Source organism: Pedobacter caeni (assembly GCF_900129215.1).
Classification (GTDB): Bacteria; Bacteroidota; Bacteroidia; order Sphingobacteriales; family Sphingobacteriaceae; genus Pedobacter; species Pedobacter caeni.
In genome coordinates, this window is sequence record NZ_FQUQ01000003.1 from 386,442 (window position 1) to 404,097 (window position 17,656).

A 17,656-nucleotide genomic window follows, 5' to 3' on the forward strand; every position below is an offset into this window, starting at 1 on the left:
GCTGGTTTAACAGGATTATCAGCTATTCTTGTTAATTTGGTTTACTAATTGGCTAAATTGGAACAGTAATTTGAATTCAATATTTATTCAATTGCGCTGGTATTCAGGATAAATCAATAACAGTATGCTCATGAAAAAATGTCTCTCTCTGATGTTCATCATCACCTTGTCCTTACAATTGAAAGCACAGCATAGCTTGCTGAAACTTTGGGAAACGGATAGTGTAATAAACCTTCCGGAATCTGTTTTACCAGATTTAAAAGCGAAAGTGCTGTATGTGTCTGTAATGGGAAATAATCCAAACGATAAAGACGGGATCGGGGGAATCGGAAAGATCAAACCGAATGGGAAAGTGATTGACCTCAACTGGATTTCAGGATTAAATTCTCCAAAGGGATTGGCCATATCCGGTAACCTGATGTATGCTGCCGACCTGACTGATGTGGTGGTGATTGACATTGCCAAAGGGAAGGTGCTTCGTAAGATTCCCATAGAAAACACCAAATTCCTGAATGACATCACAGCGAGCGACAAAGGCATCGTTTATGTCTCTGATTCCAGAACAAAAAGAATTTATAAAATTGAAAATGATGTACCCAGCTTATACCTGGACAGCATCAACGGGGTTAATGGTTTAAAAGCAATTGGCGAAGACTTATATATCCTTGGCGGCAAGAGTTTTTTGAAAGCTGATGCCGGGAAAAAGATCACCAAAATAGCCGAATTGCCCAATGGGGGAGACGGGTTGGAACCAATCGGAAATGGCGATTTTCTCTGCTCCAGCTGGGGAGGATATGTATATTACGTGCATGCTGACGGGAAAATCGACTTGTTGCTGGATACCCATTTGGAAAAGAAGAATACAGCTGATATCGGCTATGATCCGGTGAAAAAGATCGTTTATATCCCTACTTTTTATAAAAAGACAGTAATGGCTTATCAGTTAAAATAAACCTTCAGCATCAGCTAAAGATTTATTTTAAGCCGTATTTCATTGTGCTTTAACTTTGTGTGGCATCAATAATTTTGTCTGGCGTCGATTAAAATGGCCAGCTGGATACAAGGTTGCTCAGATCTGTTGCTCCAGGCATGGTTCGTTGCCTTTTGAATCACAATGTCCCCGGTTTTTAGCAGGGTTTCTTCCCCTTCGAGGATTAAATAAACCTCACCGGATAGGATAATGATATAGTCTAGGGTCTCTGTTTTATGCATAAACGGATGCGGACCATTCTCCTTTGTGATTTCTGGAATACCCATTTCTTTATCTGGAGGGATGCTCACGTATCTGAAATAAGTGCCGTTTTTTGGGGGATCCGGAATCAGGGTGTTTTCTACATAGATGTCCTGATTCAGGTCTACGGGCATGGTGTTCGTTGCCCAGATGTCTGAGATGACTAATCCGGGAATATGTTCTGAAACGTTGGTTACCTTTTTATCTTCCACAATTACAGAAATGCCGTCTTTGTAGCCTGTTACTATTCTCCTTGGAATTGCGGTCATTTTCATGAGTATTTAATTGTTTTTTTGTGTTATTTATTGATTTTTTTCGATCGTTTTATCAGGTTTTAATGTTCCTAATATTCAATTGATGTTACGCTGGCATATTGATGATGATCTTTCCAAACTGATCTCCTGATTTCATCTTCTTAAAAGCATGCTGAATTTCTGCCAATGGATAAGAAGAGTCAATAACAGGTTTAATCTGATGAAGAGAAACAAAGTTTACCATGGCTTCAAATTCTTGTTCAGTTCCCATGCTGGTTCCCAGGATAGAAAGCTGTTTTAAAAATATCTGCTGCGGATCGAGTACCGGAAGCATACCCGCTGTTCTTCCATACAGAACAATTGTTCCGCCAGGGTTGGCCAGATAAATCAGTTCGGAAAAGCCCGGACCGGAAGCGCTGTCTATAATCAGGTCAAAGCCACCTGATGTTTTCATTAATTTTTCTGCCCATCCTTCGGTTTTATAGTTGGCACCCCCTTTGGCACCCGCCTTTAGGGCTTCATTTAACTTTTCTTCATTTCCTGAGCTTACATAGACCTCCGCTCCGGCATGAACAGCAAAAGCTAAAGCAAGGAGGGCTGCACCACCACCAATTCCGGTAATGAGCACTTTGTCGCCTTTTTTGAGTTGCCCTTTTGTAAATAAAGCACGGTAAGCAGTAAGGCCTGCAAGAGGGATGGCAGCAGCTTCTTCCAAGCTGAGATGAGGAGGTTTTTTAACGACATACCGCTCGTGAATAGCCAGGTATTCTGCAAAAGTGCCATGTTGCGGGAAACCCAGGATATGATAGGTTTTTCCGAATGTACGGGGATCATTTCCCCAGTCTAAAGAAGGGTTAATGATGACTTCCTGTCCCATTAAATGCGGATTGCTGTGGAGGCCAGGTGCGACCACTTCTCCGGCACCATCAGATCCCATAATGATCGAAGCGGGGCTTCGTTTACTCTGCTCTTTAATTGACCAGAGTTCATGGTGGTTGATACTGGCCGCCTTAATTTTAATTAAAACATGATGAGGTAAAATTTCTGGTATCTGTACTTCCTCAATGTGTTGTGTGAATGTATGCTGATTTAAAACTGCTGCTTTCATTTTTGTGTGTAAGTTGTTGTTGAGTAGCTGGTTGCAAAGTTGTGGTTATTCTACCCTACCGATAGGTATGGCAACAGGAAAAAGCAGTAAATAGATTGGATGTTTGCTTTTTAACCAGGTTTGTGTCTTATCTTGCAGCATGGAAATTAACCACGAAAACTTCTCTGTGAGTATTGTATCGCACGATAGCTGGGAAAAGCGGAACAGGGTAAGCAATTTCTTTGAACTGGTGTATATATTGGATGGAGAAGGAGAGCAGTATGTAAATCGGAGTGTTCATCCCTATACTACCGGAGAAATTTTCTTGTTGCCTTCTGCCAGCTGCAATGGTTACCGGATCACAAAGAAAACACGTTTTCTTTTCGTTCGTTTTACGAGTACTTATTTTTCTACCTATCATCAATCCAGTTCTGTGAATTATAGTGATTGGTTTAACCGGCTTAATTTTATTATTGGGAATTATGACCAGGGAGAGGCTGGCCTGATTGGCAATCCTACGGATAAAGAACATGTGAAATCTTTATTGAATCTCATTGTCTCAGAACATTATAGTGACAACAGTTGTTCCGTATTTCTCGTGCAAAACCTGTTGGTTTCTATTTTGGTGATCATTTCCAGAAATATTGAGAAACAATTGCTTGATGGACAATCCTTTTCCGATAAACGGTTTGTAAACATGCTCCACTTTATACATTTTAATCTGCTGGATCAGGAAAAGGTGAGCGTAGAAGGAATTTCTTCCCGCTTTCATATCTCTGAAACCTATTTCAGTGAGTATTTTAAAAGAAATGCCAATGAAAGTTTTCGGGATTATATCCTCAGGTCGAAGCTGAAAATCGCAGAAGCCAGGGCGTCACTGACCTCTAATTCCTTCAAAGAAATCGCAAATGAACTGGGATTTACAGACAGCAGTCATTTGAATAAGATGATGAAAAAGTATTACCACCGCGGAATGCGTGAAATCAGAAATAAAGTAACCGCAGCTTAACCCCCTTAAAGACCAATTATGAGTAGCCTGCTTAAAGATATATATTCGCCAGCCTTTTACGACAGGCTGTCTGATACCCTCCTTCAAACCCTTCCTTCTTTTGATAAAAAGAAATTTATCGCGCAGATCTTCGATCATGATTTTGAGCATAAAGAACTAAAAGCAAGAATGAAACATACTGCACAGGTATTGCATCCATTTCTTCCTGAGGACTACGGCAAGACAGTAGACCTGTTGTTTGAAATCATTACCGGGCTCCGGAAAAATAAAACCGGAGAAGACGGACTGGCATTTATGTTTCTGCCGGATTACATAGAAACTTATGGAATGGAGGATTATGAAAACTCTGTGAGGGCAATTGAGTTCGTTACCCAGTTTGTGAGTTGTGAATTTTCAGTAAGGCCTTTTATCCTTAAATATGGAGATCGGATGCTGGAACAGATGACTGCATGGTCCCTTCATGACAATTACAAAGTGAGGCGCTTATCGAGCGAAGGAACAAGGCCAAGATTGCCCTGGGCCATGGCGTTGCCTGAGCTTAAAAAAAATCCTGCCCCGGTTTTACCACTTTTGGAAAATCTTAAAAATGATCCTTCCGAATGGGTGAGAAGGAGTGTGGCCAACCACATCAATGACATTGCCAAGGACAACCCTGAGGTGGTTATTGACCTTGCTAAACGCTGGAAAGGCATACATAAAGAAACTGACGCCATCATCAAACATGGTTGCAGAACCTTGCTGAAACAGGGGCATCCTGAGATCTTAAAACATTATGGTCTGGAAAGTAAGGACATTCACATCAGCGGATTTGAGATTTCAACCCCCGTAACTCCGATTGGCGGGGAACTACATTTTTCTTATTACCTCCATAATCAGGAGCAAAAAGAGCAAACCATCAGGTTGGAGTATGGGTTGTATTACAGGAGACAAAATGGAACTTTATCTAAAAAGGTATTTAAGATCAGTGAGAAAATCTATCAGGCAAATGAGAAGGTAAAGGTTTCACGTAAGCAAAGTTTTAAGCTCATTACCACCAGAAAATTTTATCCGGGAATACAACAATTATCGGTGATTGTGAACGGAGAAGAAAAGGAGGTTCTGGACTTTGAGCTGAGTGTATAAGCCGGTATAAAGTGTAAAAACGACCTATAAAAACGTTGACTAAGCTATTGGGGTCAGGATAGATATATCACCCGGTGATTGCCTGAATTTCAGACCATCACCGGGTGATTGTTTATTGAGGCTTCACGGTAACCCGTACCCCTGCAGAATGGGTACTGAATTCCGGGGCATACATGGATTGTAAAGTGGTAATCCCATTGGAGAAGTTCCCCGCATGACTCACCCTTAAAGCATATTCAAATACGTACACCCCTTTTCTAAGGTAACTGATAAAGAAATTGGTGGAAGCATCTTTGGTGCTTTCATAATACCCTAATCCATCCTGGTATTTATATGTGGAAATGACATTTACCGGCTCAAAACCTGAGGAGCGCATGTCCTTTAAATGAACATATTCCATATCTCTGTCTGCACGGATTTCTATCCTCACCTTTAGCAGGTCGCCCGGAGTCAGTACATTAGATGGGCTAAGTTGGGTGAGTACTTCTCCCTTGGCAGAAGACTTTTGCAAAAACAGGTCTTTTTTAATTTTAATTCCTGTTTCTGCAGGAGTAATCTTATCCAGCTGTTCAAAATATTGCCAGTACACCCCACCCCAGGCAATGGTTTTGTTGTTATTTTTAACTTCAATTTTCCCCATTTCCGGTTTAACATCAGCTCCTGAAATGCTCATTTTCTGATAACCTGTTCCTGATTCTTTCTCTGTTTCTGCTAATCCCAGCTGAGCTGGTGTCTGACCTCCTATAGAGAGTTCAGGTGCTGCAGCCTCTTCCAATATACTCGTTCCACGAAGGAGTAAGGCATAGCAGGCTGCTGCGGTCGCTTTTGTCGTCTTCCAGTCGTTGGTCTGTTTGTTTTTCAGCAACCATACTTTCATTTCTTCAACAGATCTGACATCATTGGCTACTTCATCAAAAACCTCGATCAGTAAGGCTTGCGTTTCAATCGGACTTTGGTACCACCACCAGCCATGGATGTTGTTGTCCCAATACATACCCATTTCCTCATTTTGTCTGGCACTTTCTTTTAAGAAGCGGATGATGTTAAGGGCTTCCGGTTTATTTCCGTTTCTGGCCAATACCAATGCTGCCTGTCCGCGTTCGTAGGCATCCATGGTTTTCCAGCTGTTTTTCACTTTGTCCAGGTAATAGGTTGTTGCCTTTTTAAAATCCGGATCAGTATTCTTTTGATCGGTATAACTCCTTGCGTAAAGGTAATGGAGTGGGAGATGGCCAATGCCTTTTCCTGAGAGTTCTTTCTTGAAATCATCTTTTAATTGCTTGTCCAGGTACACGATGGCTTTGTTCAGCATTTTCTGGAAACCTGGGAAAGCCTTTTCATCCACCATTTTCAGATGTTTCAACTGTCCCATACCCAGGACAATGTGCTGGGTAATGTAACGGTCTTCCGACATGCCGCTAAACCAGGGGAATGAACCATTCTGGTTTTGCATTTTCTCCAGCTTCTCAAAGTTACTTTTCAGCTCGTAAGACATGCGGTTCAGGTCAAACAGGATGGCCAGTCTTTTTTTACGTTCTGTTTCTCCGTTCGCCTCTCTGACCCAAGGCGTTTCTTCCAGAAGTATAGATTTCAACTCCGGGTTTTTCTCCAGATTGGACAATAAGGCTGCTCCATCTTTTTCCTGCTGCCAGCGGGCGAAAATCTGTTTTATTTTCGGAGAACTGTTGATGACTCCGGTAGCAAAGCTGTTTGCATAAAAGCGGCTGAAAGTTTGCTCCGCACACTCATAAGGGTATTCTATTAAATATGGAAGTGCCTGTATGGCATACCATACCGGGTTAGAGGTAAACTCCAAGGTTAAACGTTGATTTTTTAGTGTTGAAGATGCTCCGGATTGCAACAATTTCTCCATATTAAAAGTCTTACCGGAGTTTCCACGCACATTCAATGGCATTGTTTCTGTGACCAGCATGGCATTAGGAAGTACCGGAACGGTCATTTCTTCTCCATCACTATACCTGCCGGATTGTGCCAGGACTTTGTATGTGATTGCAGCAATGCCCGAAGGGATTTGCAATGACCATTTGAACACCTCATTTCCTTTATCAGCGATTTCAAAGTTTTGTGTTCCTTTGGTGTCTGTGGATAAAATGTGGATAACATTGTTAGTAACTGCATCCCTCAATTCCAGAATGGCTTCTCCTTTTAATGTTTTTCCGCTGAGGTTGTTCAGCTTTGCGGTAAACAACAGGGTGTCTCCCTCACGGAAGAAACGAGGAGCATTTGCGCTGATGGCCAGTTGTTTCTGTGTAATTAACTCGCGACTGGTATTGGCTGTTTTCAGATCTTTGGTGTGTGCGAAGCCCAGCATTTTGTAACGGGTTAAAGATTGTGGAATGGTAAAATCTATCTGAATCTCTCCATTTTTATCGGTGTGTAATTGTGGATAAAAGAAGGCAGTCTCCTTGAAATTTGTTCTTGGTACTACTTTTTCAAGGCTGGTAGTTGGTTTCTCTTTTCCCGATGCCACATTATAAGCGATGGCGGCATCATCTGCCTTTATTTCCTCATCCTTCACCACTACTGCTGCCATAGGCATTGGGGCCATCTTCATCGACTCAGTCATCATCTTTCTGTCTCTGCTGGCACCTGCGGCAACAATCCTCTCATTTAAATGTATTTCGTCATCCTTTAAGCTGATATCCAGTCTTTTTAGCTTACCGACTGTTGTACTAAGTGTTTTGTACCCTATGTATTTGAATTGTATTTGCTGGCCTGCAGCTGCATTGATGGCGTAAATGCCATAAACGTCAGTAACTGTTGTTACTTTTCCTACCCTCACACTTACTCCTGGTAGTGCAAAACCATTGCTGTTGGTAGCTATTCCATATACAAGGCTTCCTTTTTTCAATGTTGCGAGCTTTTTAGTTGCTTGTTCTACGATTTCGCGTGCTTTAAGCTTGTCTAAATACTCATTATAACCAGGATTATATCCGCCGCCATAAAAGTTATATCCAAAAAGATTGAGACTTTCATATTGCCGGAACTGCTCAGAAAAATGTTCATTATTGCCGTTTAAGAACCAAAGGTTATTTCCGTGTCTCAGGTAGTTTTGTTCTGTTGCCCAGGAATAGCGGTTATAGCTGTAAGTGCTGAGAGAGGGGATTTCCCAATTCATTGTTTTCAAACCCTCAAGCGAAGCATCATAAAGCGTGGCGGCCAGTTCTGCCATTTGTTTCTCCCCGGTTTTGCTGCTGATCCGTAGTTTCCAGCTCTCCTTTTCACCCGGCTGCAGCTTGTCTCTAAACGTGAGGAACTTAATGTCCAGCTCTTTTGCAGGGTCGATCATGCTGACTTCCTGCAGGGCGTTATACACAAATCCATTTTGTATGAGGGTAAACTGAACGGCAAAATTATCCTCAAAACCTGCTTTAGGGCTGATTTTGACTATGCTTTGCTGGTCGGAAATGTTTATCCACACTTTATCCACAATTTTGTTTTTGGAGTAAACCTCGTAATATGCTTTTCCGGAAGCATTAGTACCTGCTAATCTGAAAACAGCACTTTCATTGGGTAAGATCTTGTTTTTTTCTACGACGAGCCATTCCCGCTCTGCCTGGATCTTGCTGCCTTCAGGGTGGTAAATGCGGATCACTTTATCCACATCAATCTGCTCCTTGTCTTCATTAACGGCACTGATTTTTACTTTGTAATAGCCGGGAAGCAGTTGTTTGACATTCAGTGTCAGGTTTCCGGTTCCTTGTTCTGTACTGATGTTTTGCTGGAAACCGATCTTTTGTTTTTCCCAGTTTAAAGGATCATCATCACCTGCATACGCCTCATTCGGAAAGGCTTTGATAAATTCAGCTTTAGAGAGGGTATATTTTTCCGGGACACCGGAGAAAGGAGTCTTGTTGGGCAATCTTCCCGGAGGTTGAAGTACAAACCATTCTGTCTGTAACTTTGCTTTTATGGGCTCTCCGTTCAGATTGGTGATCTGAAAGGGGATGCTGTCTATTTTTTCTGTTAAAAAGAGTTGTTCCGGAAGTTCCACATTGAGCATCAGGTCCTTCTTTCCTGCATTGATCTGTTTAGTCCCCGTCCTGGTTTCTCCATTAATGTCTGTCACCTCAGCCTTGATCAGATAATTATATTGTTCACTGGCTTGCTGACCAGTACTGGCAAAGAAGCTGAACCGGAAACTGCCATCTGCATTCGTTTCCGTCTTTCCAATCGCGATCTGTTCCTGTGCGTGATCTCTTCTGTCATAATAGTAATCGGGTCTTATACTTGCTCTGTAAACAGTATACTTTACTTTCGCCTTGCCTACCGCATAACCTGAAAAGGTAGTAGCCTTTCCTTTAACCAGGATACTGTCATTGAGTTTGTACTTCTCCTTAGATTTATCAAATTCGACTTCGAATGTAGGACGTTTATATTCTTCCACCTGAATCTCAAGGTTTCCGTAAATGGTACTCAGTTCCATTCTGCCATTCATTTTTCCCATTGGGATATTAAATGAACCCTGGAAGGTGCCGTAATCATTTGTGAGTACTGAAACTTTCTCCAGCTCCTTGCCATTTGCATCTTTGAAGGTCACTTCAAGCTTCTTTCCTGCTACAATGCTACTTTTGGTGTCTTTTTTACTGAGGAAAAGACCTTTGTAAAACAGGCTTTGTCCTGGCCGGTAAATAGGGCGGTCGCTGAAAAGAACCACTTGCTCTTCATTATCTTTGTTGTAATTGTAATAGTAGGTGTTGGGCACATCCAGCAGGAGGGAATCTCCTTTATAGCTGATCATCAGTTTTCGGACATCAGTGGCAATCTTATAAATGAGACTGCCTTTGTCGTCTGTTTTGAACAAAAGGCCATCAGTGGTTACGGATTTCCCGTTTTTGTAGCTGATTTTTTTCTCCCGCAGCACTGCATCCCTGATGCGTTTTCCATCTAAACTGTTGGAAACAATATATTCTACGGAATCCTGTGCCAATGTTCTGGTGCTAACCGTAAGGTTGGTCACTTTAAACTGAATGTGGTTACTGTTATAGGTTTCCTTTGTAGCATCTGGAGTATTTTGAGCGATCAGTAAATAGCTGCCTGCAGGAAGTGCCTCCATCCTGGCCGATAGACTGTGCATCTGGTAATCCTTTATCTGGGGTAAAGCAACAGACCAGGTTTTAGTGGGTTTGTGTTTTTTAAGGAAAGCCTGATATTCTTCGATATTGTTGAAATCTATATCAGGTTCTATTTTGCCGGAAGGGACTTTATAAAGATTGAAATAAGCGGTATCAAAGTTTTTATGGCTGATTAAAAATTGAATCGGACGTTCAGGGAGGTTGAATTGCTTCAGCTCAATGCTGATGCTTTCTGTCTTTATACTGTTGATCAGATCGGTTGCATTTTTTGCACCCGGACTCTCCGGGTAAGCTTTAATTGCTTTTTCGGCCAGAGCAACCGCCTTGATCATGCCCTTATTCTTGTTGTCTTTAATTCCTTCACTTTTGCAGATCTGAGCCTGTTGAAATAAAACATCTGCATATAATGGACTGCTTTCTGCAATTTTCCCTAAAGATTCCAGTGCTGAAAAATATAGGCTGTCTTTATGTTCATCTATACTTCTTTCATAAATGAACCTGAATCTCTTAAGTTCTATATCGGTAAATGCGGAAATGCTTTTCTGCGGATCATGAAGCCCGAGCAAATGCTGAAACACTTTTAAGGCCTCTGCAGAGAAATAACTGCTGTCTGTCTGAGGGATTTTTGTTGCAGCAAAAACCTTGTGATCAGCAAACCAGATGGGGTCATCAAAGTTAATCCCATCCATATCTGTGTTCGTGATGTCGATCAGTGGATTCATGAAAACATCTACTGCGCGATGGGCCAGCAGGTCATACAGGCTGGGTCTCAGATAGCGGTTGGTGCTATCTCCGATGAGGATATCGTTCAAAACCCCAACCTTTATGTTTTTTAGCAGACTGGCTTCGGAAAGCGAGCTGAGAAAAGTTTTTGCCGTTTCATTCGTAATGGCCCGGATAGACCAGGTGGTCAGGTCATCACCAGGGTTTACTTCCAATGTGGTTCGTTCGGCAATACGGTAGCTGTTCTGCTCATAGTACTTCCAGTACATTTCTGCAAGAAGAGACTGCAGCACACTTTTTTCAGGTTGATTTGCCCGCTTGATGTCGTTTTTGAGGTCTTTTAAAATTCCGGCAAAAGCATCTTCTTCAAGATAGCTCTGGAACAACATGCGGTAAAGAACAGATTTTACCAGCATGGCAGAATTGCCTTCCGTTCTGGCCTGATTGTTCAGTTTTTCCAGGATGGGTAAAGCTTTTTTTGCCTGAGCCATGTTGGCTAAAGAATCTATTTTTTTGAATTCTTCCATATAGTAATTGTGTTTCTGGGAAAAGACACTTTGTGAAATCATAACAAAGCTAATGAGTAAAAAAGAGATACGTAACGTGAGTTTCATAGGTCGGTATTTTAGTAGAAGATGGAATTGTTGACCTGATTCCATAAGGATGTTCCTGTGATCAGGAAATATTATTTTATTTCATCCATCAGTTATTCCTCAATAAATAATAGTTTAATTTCGTTATTGACATTAATGGAATTAAAGTAACGAAAAAATAAATAATGATTGATGAAATAATTCAGCGTCAGGTAGATGCCTATAATGAACGGAACCTGATTAAAATGATGACCTTTTTTAGTGAGGACATTCAAATCTTCAATTTTGCGGAGCAGGAACCCCTGGTTAAAGGGATTAAAGAAGTAGAAAAACTGTATAAGAATGTTTTCGACCATTCCCCTGATCTTCACGCGGAAATTCTGAACCGTATTGTTTTTGATGATAAAGTGATTGACCAGGAAAGGGTGACCATCCGTAAGGGGGAAGCGCTGATGGAAGTGGTGGCCATTTATGAACTTGCACAGGGCTTGATTACCAGGGTTTATTTTATCCAGAAAAAGAAAGGGCACTGAGGGCTTTTCTCTGATCATTGATTTCTTTTTAGATTTGAACTCAGATGTAGTAGCCAAAAATCATCAGATTATTCTCAAAAGAGTCTGGGATTTCAATTAATCATCTTTAAGATTAATTCCTATCTTAGGTAAGCAACTGCTTCAGTCAGTGATCATCTTAAAGTGTATGTTTGAATGAAAAAGCAAATGATAACCGGAGCGATAATGGTAAATGATAATCTTTGATGATCAATATGCAACAGAATTTTATTGACCGCCTGAAGCTGACCTTGCCAGCTTATCAGAATCCCGCACAAAGTATTGCTGATTGTTTGGATATCAGCTTAAACGAGGCTTATAAAAAGATCAGAAATAAGAGCGCCCTGACCCTTCAGCAGATCGTAAAGTTGTCGGATACCTTCAAAATACCAATTGTATATCAGCCTGAAGATACACCAACCGTTACTTTCAGTTATCCTAAAATAGAGGGAGGAGCACCAAATATGGAGGATTATCTCCTTGATCTGTTGAGTAACCTCAAGCTGATTCATGCCTCCAAAGAGAAGCACCTCACTATCGTAACCGATGACATTCCGTTGTTTCATCTTTTTAAATATCCTGAACTTACTGCATTTAAATTGTTTTTCTGGTTCGAAAGCCTCAGCAGTACACCGCAGAGGTTCGAAAGGTCATTTGTCATGGAAAACATCACCACTGTGGCTCAGGAGTTAAACCGCATTTATCTGGAAATACCCAGTACAGAAATATGGGCAAAGAACAGCATTCATGGAAGTTTAGAGCAGATCAGGTATGCATTCGAGGCCGGGTATATCGGTGATCATTCATTGGCAGAGGAGCTGGTGGTACAATTGCGTTATTGCCTTACAGATATGAATATGTATGCCATGAGCAGCAAAAAGACGATTGATGTATCGCACACTTTTAACTGGTACAATTGTGATGTTTTGGGCACCATTGCCTATCTGGCAGAAATGAATGGCACTAAAGTCTGCTTCAACAGGTTCAATACTTTTAATTTTTTGAAGACAGAAGACCCTGAATATTGCCTGCAAACCAAAGCCTGGATGCAGAGCCTGATGCGGAAATCGGTTTCTTTTAGTGGCCAGGGCGAGAAACACCGGAACAAATACATTTATCAGGCTTTCCAGGAATGCGATGCTTTGATTAAAGAGATCTCCGGAGAGAGAAATGGAAATTAGTAAAGACCCCCCAAAAATATAAAAACCCGACAAGTACAGTGTCAGCTGTACCTGTCGGGTAGGGAATAAAAAAATGGACCTATTCCGCTTTTATTGATGACTGGCTACAAAGTCTTTGTAGTTTTTTTCGTTGGCAAAGTAGGCTACACTACCTTCTTCATTAAGTAATACGATGTAAGCTGTTGCCTTGTTTACTTTTTCTCCGGTTTGAGGGTCTGTGGCTATCCTTACGGTTTCGTCTTTTGGGATGCGCTCTACACACATCTCACAGCAACCATAATACATTTCCCCTTTAAAAGGAACTTCAATTTGTTTCTTGCCCATATAGGCATCATTCACCATACAGACCTCGCTATTGAGTACACGGCTACCTTTTTTAGGGCCTTTGGTATTGACTGCTGGAGTAACCGCCGCTGCGGTCTGAATTCCTTCTTTAGCTACTGTTGTGCTTGTCGGATCTGCGGTTGTGTTTACCGGTTGAGCTGTGGAGTTACAGGCGACAAGGATAATGCTGGACAGGGCCAGCAGGCAGTATAATTTTCTAAATGTGTTCATCGTATTTTATTTTTTTATTTGTGTTCCTTCTTCAATTTCTTCACTTGCTTTTAGGAGGATGTTGTCCCCTTCGCTGAGTTCGCCGAATATTTCCACTTTATCGGGCATCATGCGCCCTTTAGCTACGGGGACATTCTTTGTTTTTCCATTTTCAACCCGGATCACATAAATGCCAAGATTAGCGTCTACTAAAGCGGTTTTTGGAATAAAGAAAGTGGCTTGTCCGGCTTGTAGCGGAATGTTTGTTTCTGCAACCATCAATGGTTTCAATTCCTGGGTTACATTCATGAGGTCAGCCTCGATCTTTTCCGAACGGAGTTTCATATCCAATGCGCCGGATTTGCGCGAAATCTTTGCGGCGTACATCTTTTGAGGAATGGATTTGACCCTGAACCGGATGGTATCGCCGATGTTAAGGTAAGGCGTGCTTGCCTCAGGAACAGAGAGCGACAGGCGTAACTTGTTGTTGTTCTGAATGACCAGCAAGGGGTTGTCTGCAGCCTTGCCCATCGGGCCAACATAAGCTCCTAAATCTACATTCCTGTCGGTCACCGTGCCACTAAAAGGGGCGCGGATCACGAGGTAATTGTTCATCGCTTTCAGCTCATTATAAACTGATCTTGCTGCATTTACCTGTGCTTCATCTGCCAGTTTTTTAGCTGTAATCTGATCCAGTGCGTCTTTAGAGATGGCTCCTTCTGTTTTATCCGCATCAAACATGCGGTCGTAATTTGCTTTAGTGGCAATGTAAATCGCCTCCTGTGCATTCAGCTTTGACTTTGCGGTGGCCAGTTGTGCCTGAACCTCCGGGGCATCCAATACCATCAATACCTGTCCGCTGCTTACTTTGTCGCCAATGTCTACATTGATCTTTTGTACATAGCTGTTGACCTTTGCATACAACTCTGTTTCCTGATCTGCCAGTAGCTCCCCGGCGAGCTTTAAGGACACACGGGGATTACTTTTCTGAATGGCAACCGTTTCGAAACTTTGCATCATCATCGGCATTGCCGGAGCTTTTGCGGTTTCCTTTTTCTCATTGTTACAGGCACTAAGCGTTAATGCCAGTCCTGCGAGGATATATGTTAATCTTTTCATTTTTCTTAATGGTTTGGTTTAATAAAATGGATGCTGTTTTCATCTTCGGGATCCAGAGAAGCGGATACTGTGCTTGTTTTTCCTTGTACCCAGGCAAATACCAGAGGTAATAAAATCAGCACCGAGAAGGTCGATGCAAACAGACCTCCGATCACTGCACGGCCTAGTGGCGATACCTGATCACCTCCTTCGCCATGTCCGATCGCCATTGGCAGCATTCCTGCCATCATCGCCATAGAAGTCATGATGATTGGACGCATCCTCAGAGAGGCAGCCTTCATCGCCGCTGCAAATGCATCCCCGTTCTGCAAACGCAGGGTTTCCGCGTTGCTGATCAGTAACACCGCATTGGCAATAGATACCCCGACAGACATGATGATTCCCATATAAGATTGCAGGTTAAGTGTAGAACCCGTTAGTTTAAGCAGGACCAAAGAACCAAGTACCACAAAAGGAACCGTGGTTAAGACCACAAAAGAAACTTTGAAGGATTGGAAATTAGCGGTCAGCATCAGGAAAATCACCAGAACGGCAACCAATAGCCCGTTGATGAGGCTGTCCATTGTTTCGTCCAGTACAGGCGACATCCCTGCCACAGATATGTTCAGCCCTTTAGGAATCTCTCCTAAAGAAGCGATTGCTGCATTGACATCCTTTTGTGCCCTGCCAAGATCCTGATTGTGCAGGTTGGCCGTAACTGTTGTATAAGCCATGGTCCCCAGGTTATAACTTTCACCAAGGGTGGTGGTTGGCGTAATCGTGGCTACATCTCCCAATACCGGACGGTCGGAGTTTTTTGACAATGGAATGTTTGCCAGCTCGTCTTTACTGTTCAATACATTCTGAGGCGTTTGTACCTGCACGTCATAGGCAATTCCCATCATTCCTTCCACCCACATGTTTTTACTCGTGTATCTTGAAGAAGCGGTAGAGGCAATTAATGAACGCGCGATGTCCTGTGCATCAACACCCAATTGTGCCGCCCGGACACGGTCGATATTGATCGCCAATGCCGGGTAATTTAAAGATTGAGGGATTTGCTGATCTCTCATGTAATCAATCTCCTTTAATTTTGCCAGGAGTTTATTGGCATACATGACGTTTCTCTTTTTCATCATGCCGGAGAAGCGTACCTCAATAGGCGTGTTTGTTCCCTGACTCAGGATTTTTTCTGTCAGTTCTATGGGCTCAAACGAAAGGTGGAGTTCCGGCATTTTTTTCTTCATATGTGCCCTGATCTGATCTTTCAGTTCATTCGTGTTTCCTGAATAATCTTTCAATGCCACCTGCATTAAGGCTTCATGGGGCCCGGCATTGTAGAGGTAGATCGGACTTACCGCAAAGGAAGAAGGGTGTTGTCCGATAAATACTGATGAGATCGCGATATGGTCTTTCCCGATTACGGTTTCCAGTTCACGAAGCATTTGTTTGATCTTTTGTTCTGTTTTCTCAATCCGCGTTCCTTCGGGTGCTTTAACCCGTACCTGGAACTGACTGGAATTTACCGCAGGCAGTACATCTGTTCCTGTAATGCTGAACATCAGGTAAATCAATACTCCAATTCCGAGGAAGCTGATGATGATCACAGGTTTCCGTTTCGGCAGCAGGCTTTCCAGGAAAGCAATAAAGCAGTTACGGAAGCGCTCAAAACGACCTTCTTTACTATGTTCTTCTGCTGAAAGTGGTTTTATCCACCAGTTACAAAGGATCGGAACTAAGGTTTGCGACAACAGGAAGGAGAAGATCATGGAGAAGCCGATGGCCAGTGCCAATGGCATAAACAAAGCTCCCGGAATGCCTGTCATGATAAATGCAGGGGCAAATACCGCAAGGATACACAGCAGGATCAATAGTTTCGGGAAGGCGATCTCCTTACAGGCATCCCAGATGGCGAGAGATTTGGGTTTCCCCATGGCCAGGTGCTGGTGGATGTTCTCGATTGTTACCGTACTTTCATCCACTAAGATACCGATGGCAAGGGCCAGTCCGGATAAAGACATGATGTTGATGCTTTGTCCGAAAAGCTTGAGAAACAGTACTCCCGAAATGATGGAAATCGGAATGGTCAGGATCACAATGATGGCGCAACGGCGGTCTCCCAAAAATAACAAGACCATTAACCCGGTAAGTATTGCCCCTAAAGCGCCCTCTACGATTAAGCTTTTTACGGCATTGATCACATAGACCGACTGGTCAAATTCATAAGAGATCTTAATGTCGCCGGGTAAGTTGTTCTGTATGTTCGGAATGGCCTTTTTCAGATTACTCACCACATCCCAGGTCGAGGCATTTCCGGACTTGGCAATATTGATGTAAACTGATCGCTTTCCGTTGATTAAAGCATAACCGGTGGTGATGTCAGCTCCGTCTTTTACGGTCGCCACATCCCGGATATAGACGTTGTCTACCTTGTCTTTAAAGATGGGGATATTGCCAAAATCATCAACCGCTTTAATGGTGTTGTTTGTTGGGGTCAGGTAGTTGATGTCATTGATATAGACATTTCCTGAAGGGGCGGTGATGTTGTTGCGGCTGATGGCTTCCACGATCTGATCCGGAGAAAGCTGATGTGTCCGTAATTTATTCGGATCAATATTGATCTCTACGGTTCTCGGGCTTCCGCCAAAAGGAGGGGCCGTAGTTAGTCCCGGAATGGCAATCAGGAAAGGACGGGCCGTAAAGTTGGCAATGTCCTGCAACTCATTATTTGTCTTGGTTTCACTGCGGAAAACGAGCTGGCCTACTGGTTGCGAAGAAGCATCGAAACGGATAATGAAGGGTGGCGGCGCTCCCGGAGGTAAAAATACCTGGGAGCGGTTAGACAGGGCGCTGATTTCAGCAATGGCCTGTCCCATATCTATCCCCTCGTAAAAGTTGAGCTTCATCAGGGTAAGCCCCTGCGTGTTTTTAGTCTCTATGCTTTTGATGCCATTGGTAAAGAGCATCATGTTTACATACATCTTGGTGAAATAACCTTCCATCTGCTGTGGGGTGTAGCCATTGAAGGAATGGGCAATATAGACCACAGGAAGGTTCATTTCCGGAAGAATATCAATCTTGATATCCTTGGAGGCTTTGATCCCGAAGAACAAAAGCCCGAGCACCATGACCATAATGGAAATGGGTTTGCGCAGTGCTAAACGTATTAAATTCATG

General features: G+C 42.7%; 11 protein-coding genes. 5 read left to right on the forward strand and 6 right to left on the reverse strand.

Annotated elements, in window-relative coordinates; translation table 11 throughout:
- Positions 1-130: 130 nt before the first annotated feature.
- The gene (locus tag BUC20_RS16260) at positions 131-952 is read left to right on the forward strand and encodes an SMP-30/gluconolactonase/LRE family protein (RefSeq protein WP_073232700.1); all 822 of its coding nucleotides are present in this window, start codon (positions 131-133) and stop codon (positions 950-952) included.
- A gap of 65 nt (positions 953-1,017) precedes the next feature.
- Here the strand turns inward: BUC20_RS16260 and BUC20_RS16265 are convergent, their stop codons facing one another.
- Together BUC20_RS16265 and BUC20_RS16270 are read right to left on the reverse strand one after the other, a co-directional pair.
- Complete coding sequence (locus tag BUC20_RS16265; RefSeq protein ID WP_234994532.1) at positions 1,018-1,506, reverse strand: cupin domain-containing protein; 489 nt, start codon at positions 1,504-1,506, stop codon at positions 1,018-1,020.
- An 85-nt stretch (positions 1,507-1,591) separates the two neighbouring features.
- Positions 1,592-2,593, reverse strand: a complete 1,002-nt coding sequence (locus BUC20_RS16270) for a zinc-binding dehydrogenase (protein ID WP_073232144.1) — start codon at positions 2,591-2,593, stop codon at positions 1,592-1,594.
- A 139-nt stretch (positions 2,594-2,732) separates the two neighbouring features.
- Between BUC20_RS16270 and BUC20_RS16275 the strand changes: the two genes are divergently transcribed.
- Positions 2,733-3,581, forward strand: coding sequence for an AraC family transcriptional regulator (locus BUC20_RS16275; protein ID WP_073232145.1), 849 nt, complete (start codon positions 2,733-2,735; stop codon positions 3,579-3,581).
- 18 nt (positions 3,582-3,599) lie between these two features.
- Positions 3,600-4,703: a DNA alkylation repair protein gene (locus BUC20_RS16280; protein WP_073232146.1), complete on the forward strand. Its 1,104-nt coding sequence runs from the start codon at positions 3,600-3,602 to the stop codon at positions 4,701-4,703.
- Positions 4,704-4,815: 112 nt separating this feature from the next.
- On the opposite strand, the gene BUC20_RS16285 is transcribed toward BUC20_RS16280, so the two are convergent.
- Positions 4,816-11,136 carry an alpha-2-macroglobulin family protein gene (locus tag BUC20_RS16285; RefSeq protein ID WP_159441117.1) on the reverse strand — a complete coding sequence of 2,107 codons (6,321 nt, stop codon included), beginning with the start codon at positions 11,134-11,136 and terminating at the stop codon, positions 4,816-4,818.
- Between the two features lie 164 nt (positions 11,137-11,300).
- Here BUC20_RS16285 and BUC20_RS16290 point away from each other — a divergent pair, with 164 nt between their 5' ends.
- Both BUC20_RS16290 and BUC20_RS16295 read left to right on the forward strand, forming a co-directional pair.
- Positions 11,301-11,648 carry a nuclear transport factor 2 family protein gene (locus tag BUC20_RS16290; protein ID WP_073232148.1) on the forward strand — a complete coding sequence of 116 codons (348 nt, stop codon included), beginning with the start codon at positions 11,301-11,303 and terminating at the stop codon, positions 11,646-11,648.
- 233 nt (positions 11,649-11,881) lie between these two features.
- Positions 11,882-12,847 (forward strand): helix-turn-helix domain-containing protein, encoded by a 966-nt coding sequence (locus BUC20_RS16295; RefSeq protein WP_073232149.1) that lies wholly within the window; start codon positions 11,882-11,884, stop codon positions 12,845-12,847.
- Positions 12,848-12,937: 90 nt separating this feature from the next.
- Here the strand turns inward: BUC20_RS16295 and BUC20_RS16300 are convergent, their stop codons facing one another.
- Genes BUC20_RS16300 through BUC20_RS16310 form a run of 3 tightly spaced genes read right to left on the reverse strand, consistent with a single transcriptional unit; the run spans position 12,938 to position 17,655 of the window.
- A complete protein-coding gene (locus BUC20_RS16300) occupies positions 12,938-13,402 on the reverse strand; it encodes a hypothetical protein (RefSeq protein WP_073232150.1) in 465 nt (154 codons plus the stop codon).
- Between the two features lie 6 nt (positions 13,403-13,408).
- On the reverse strand, positions 13,409-14,500 hold the full coding sequence (locus BUC20_RS16305; protein ID WP_073232151.1) for an efflux RND transporter periplasmic adaptor subunit: 1,092 nt from the start codon (positions 14,498-14,500) through the stop codon (positions 13,409-13,411).
- 5 nt (positions 14,501-14,505) lie between these two features.
- Entirely contained in the window at positions 14,506-17,655 is a 3,150-nt protein-coding gene (locus BUC20_RS16310) for an efflux RND transporter permease subunit (protein ID WP_073232152.1), read from the reverse strand.
- Between the last annotated feature and the right edge of the window lies 1 nt (position 17,656).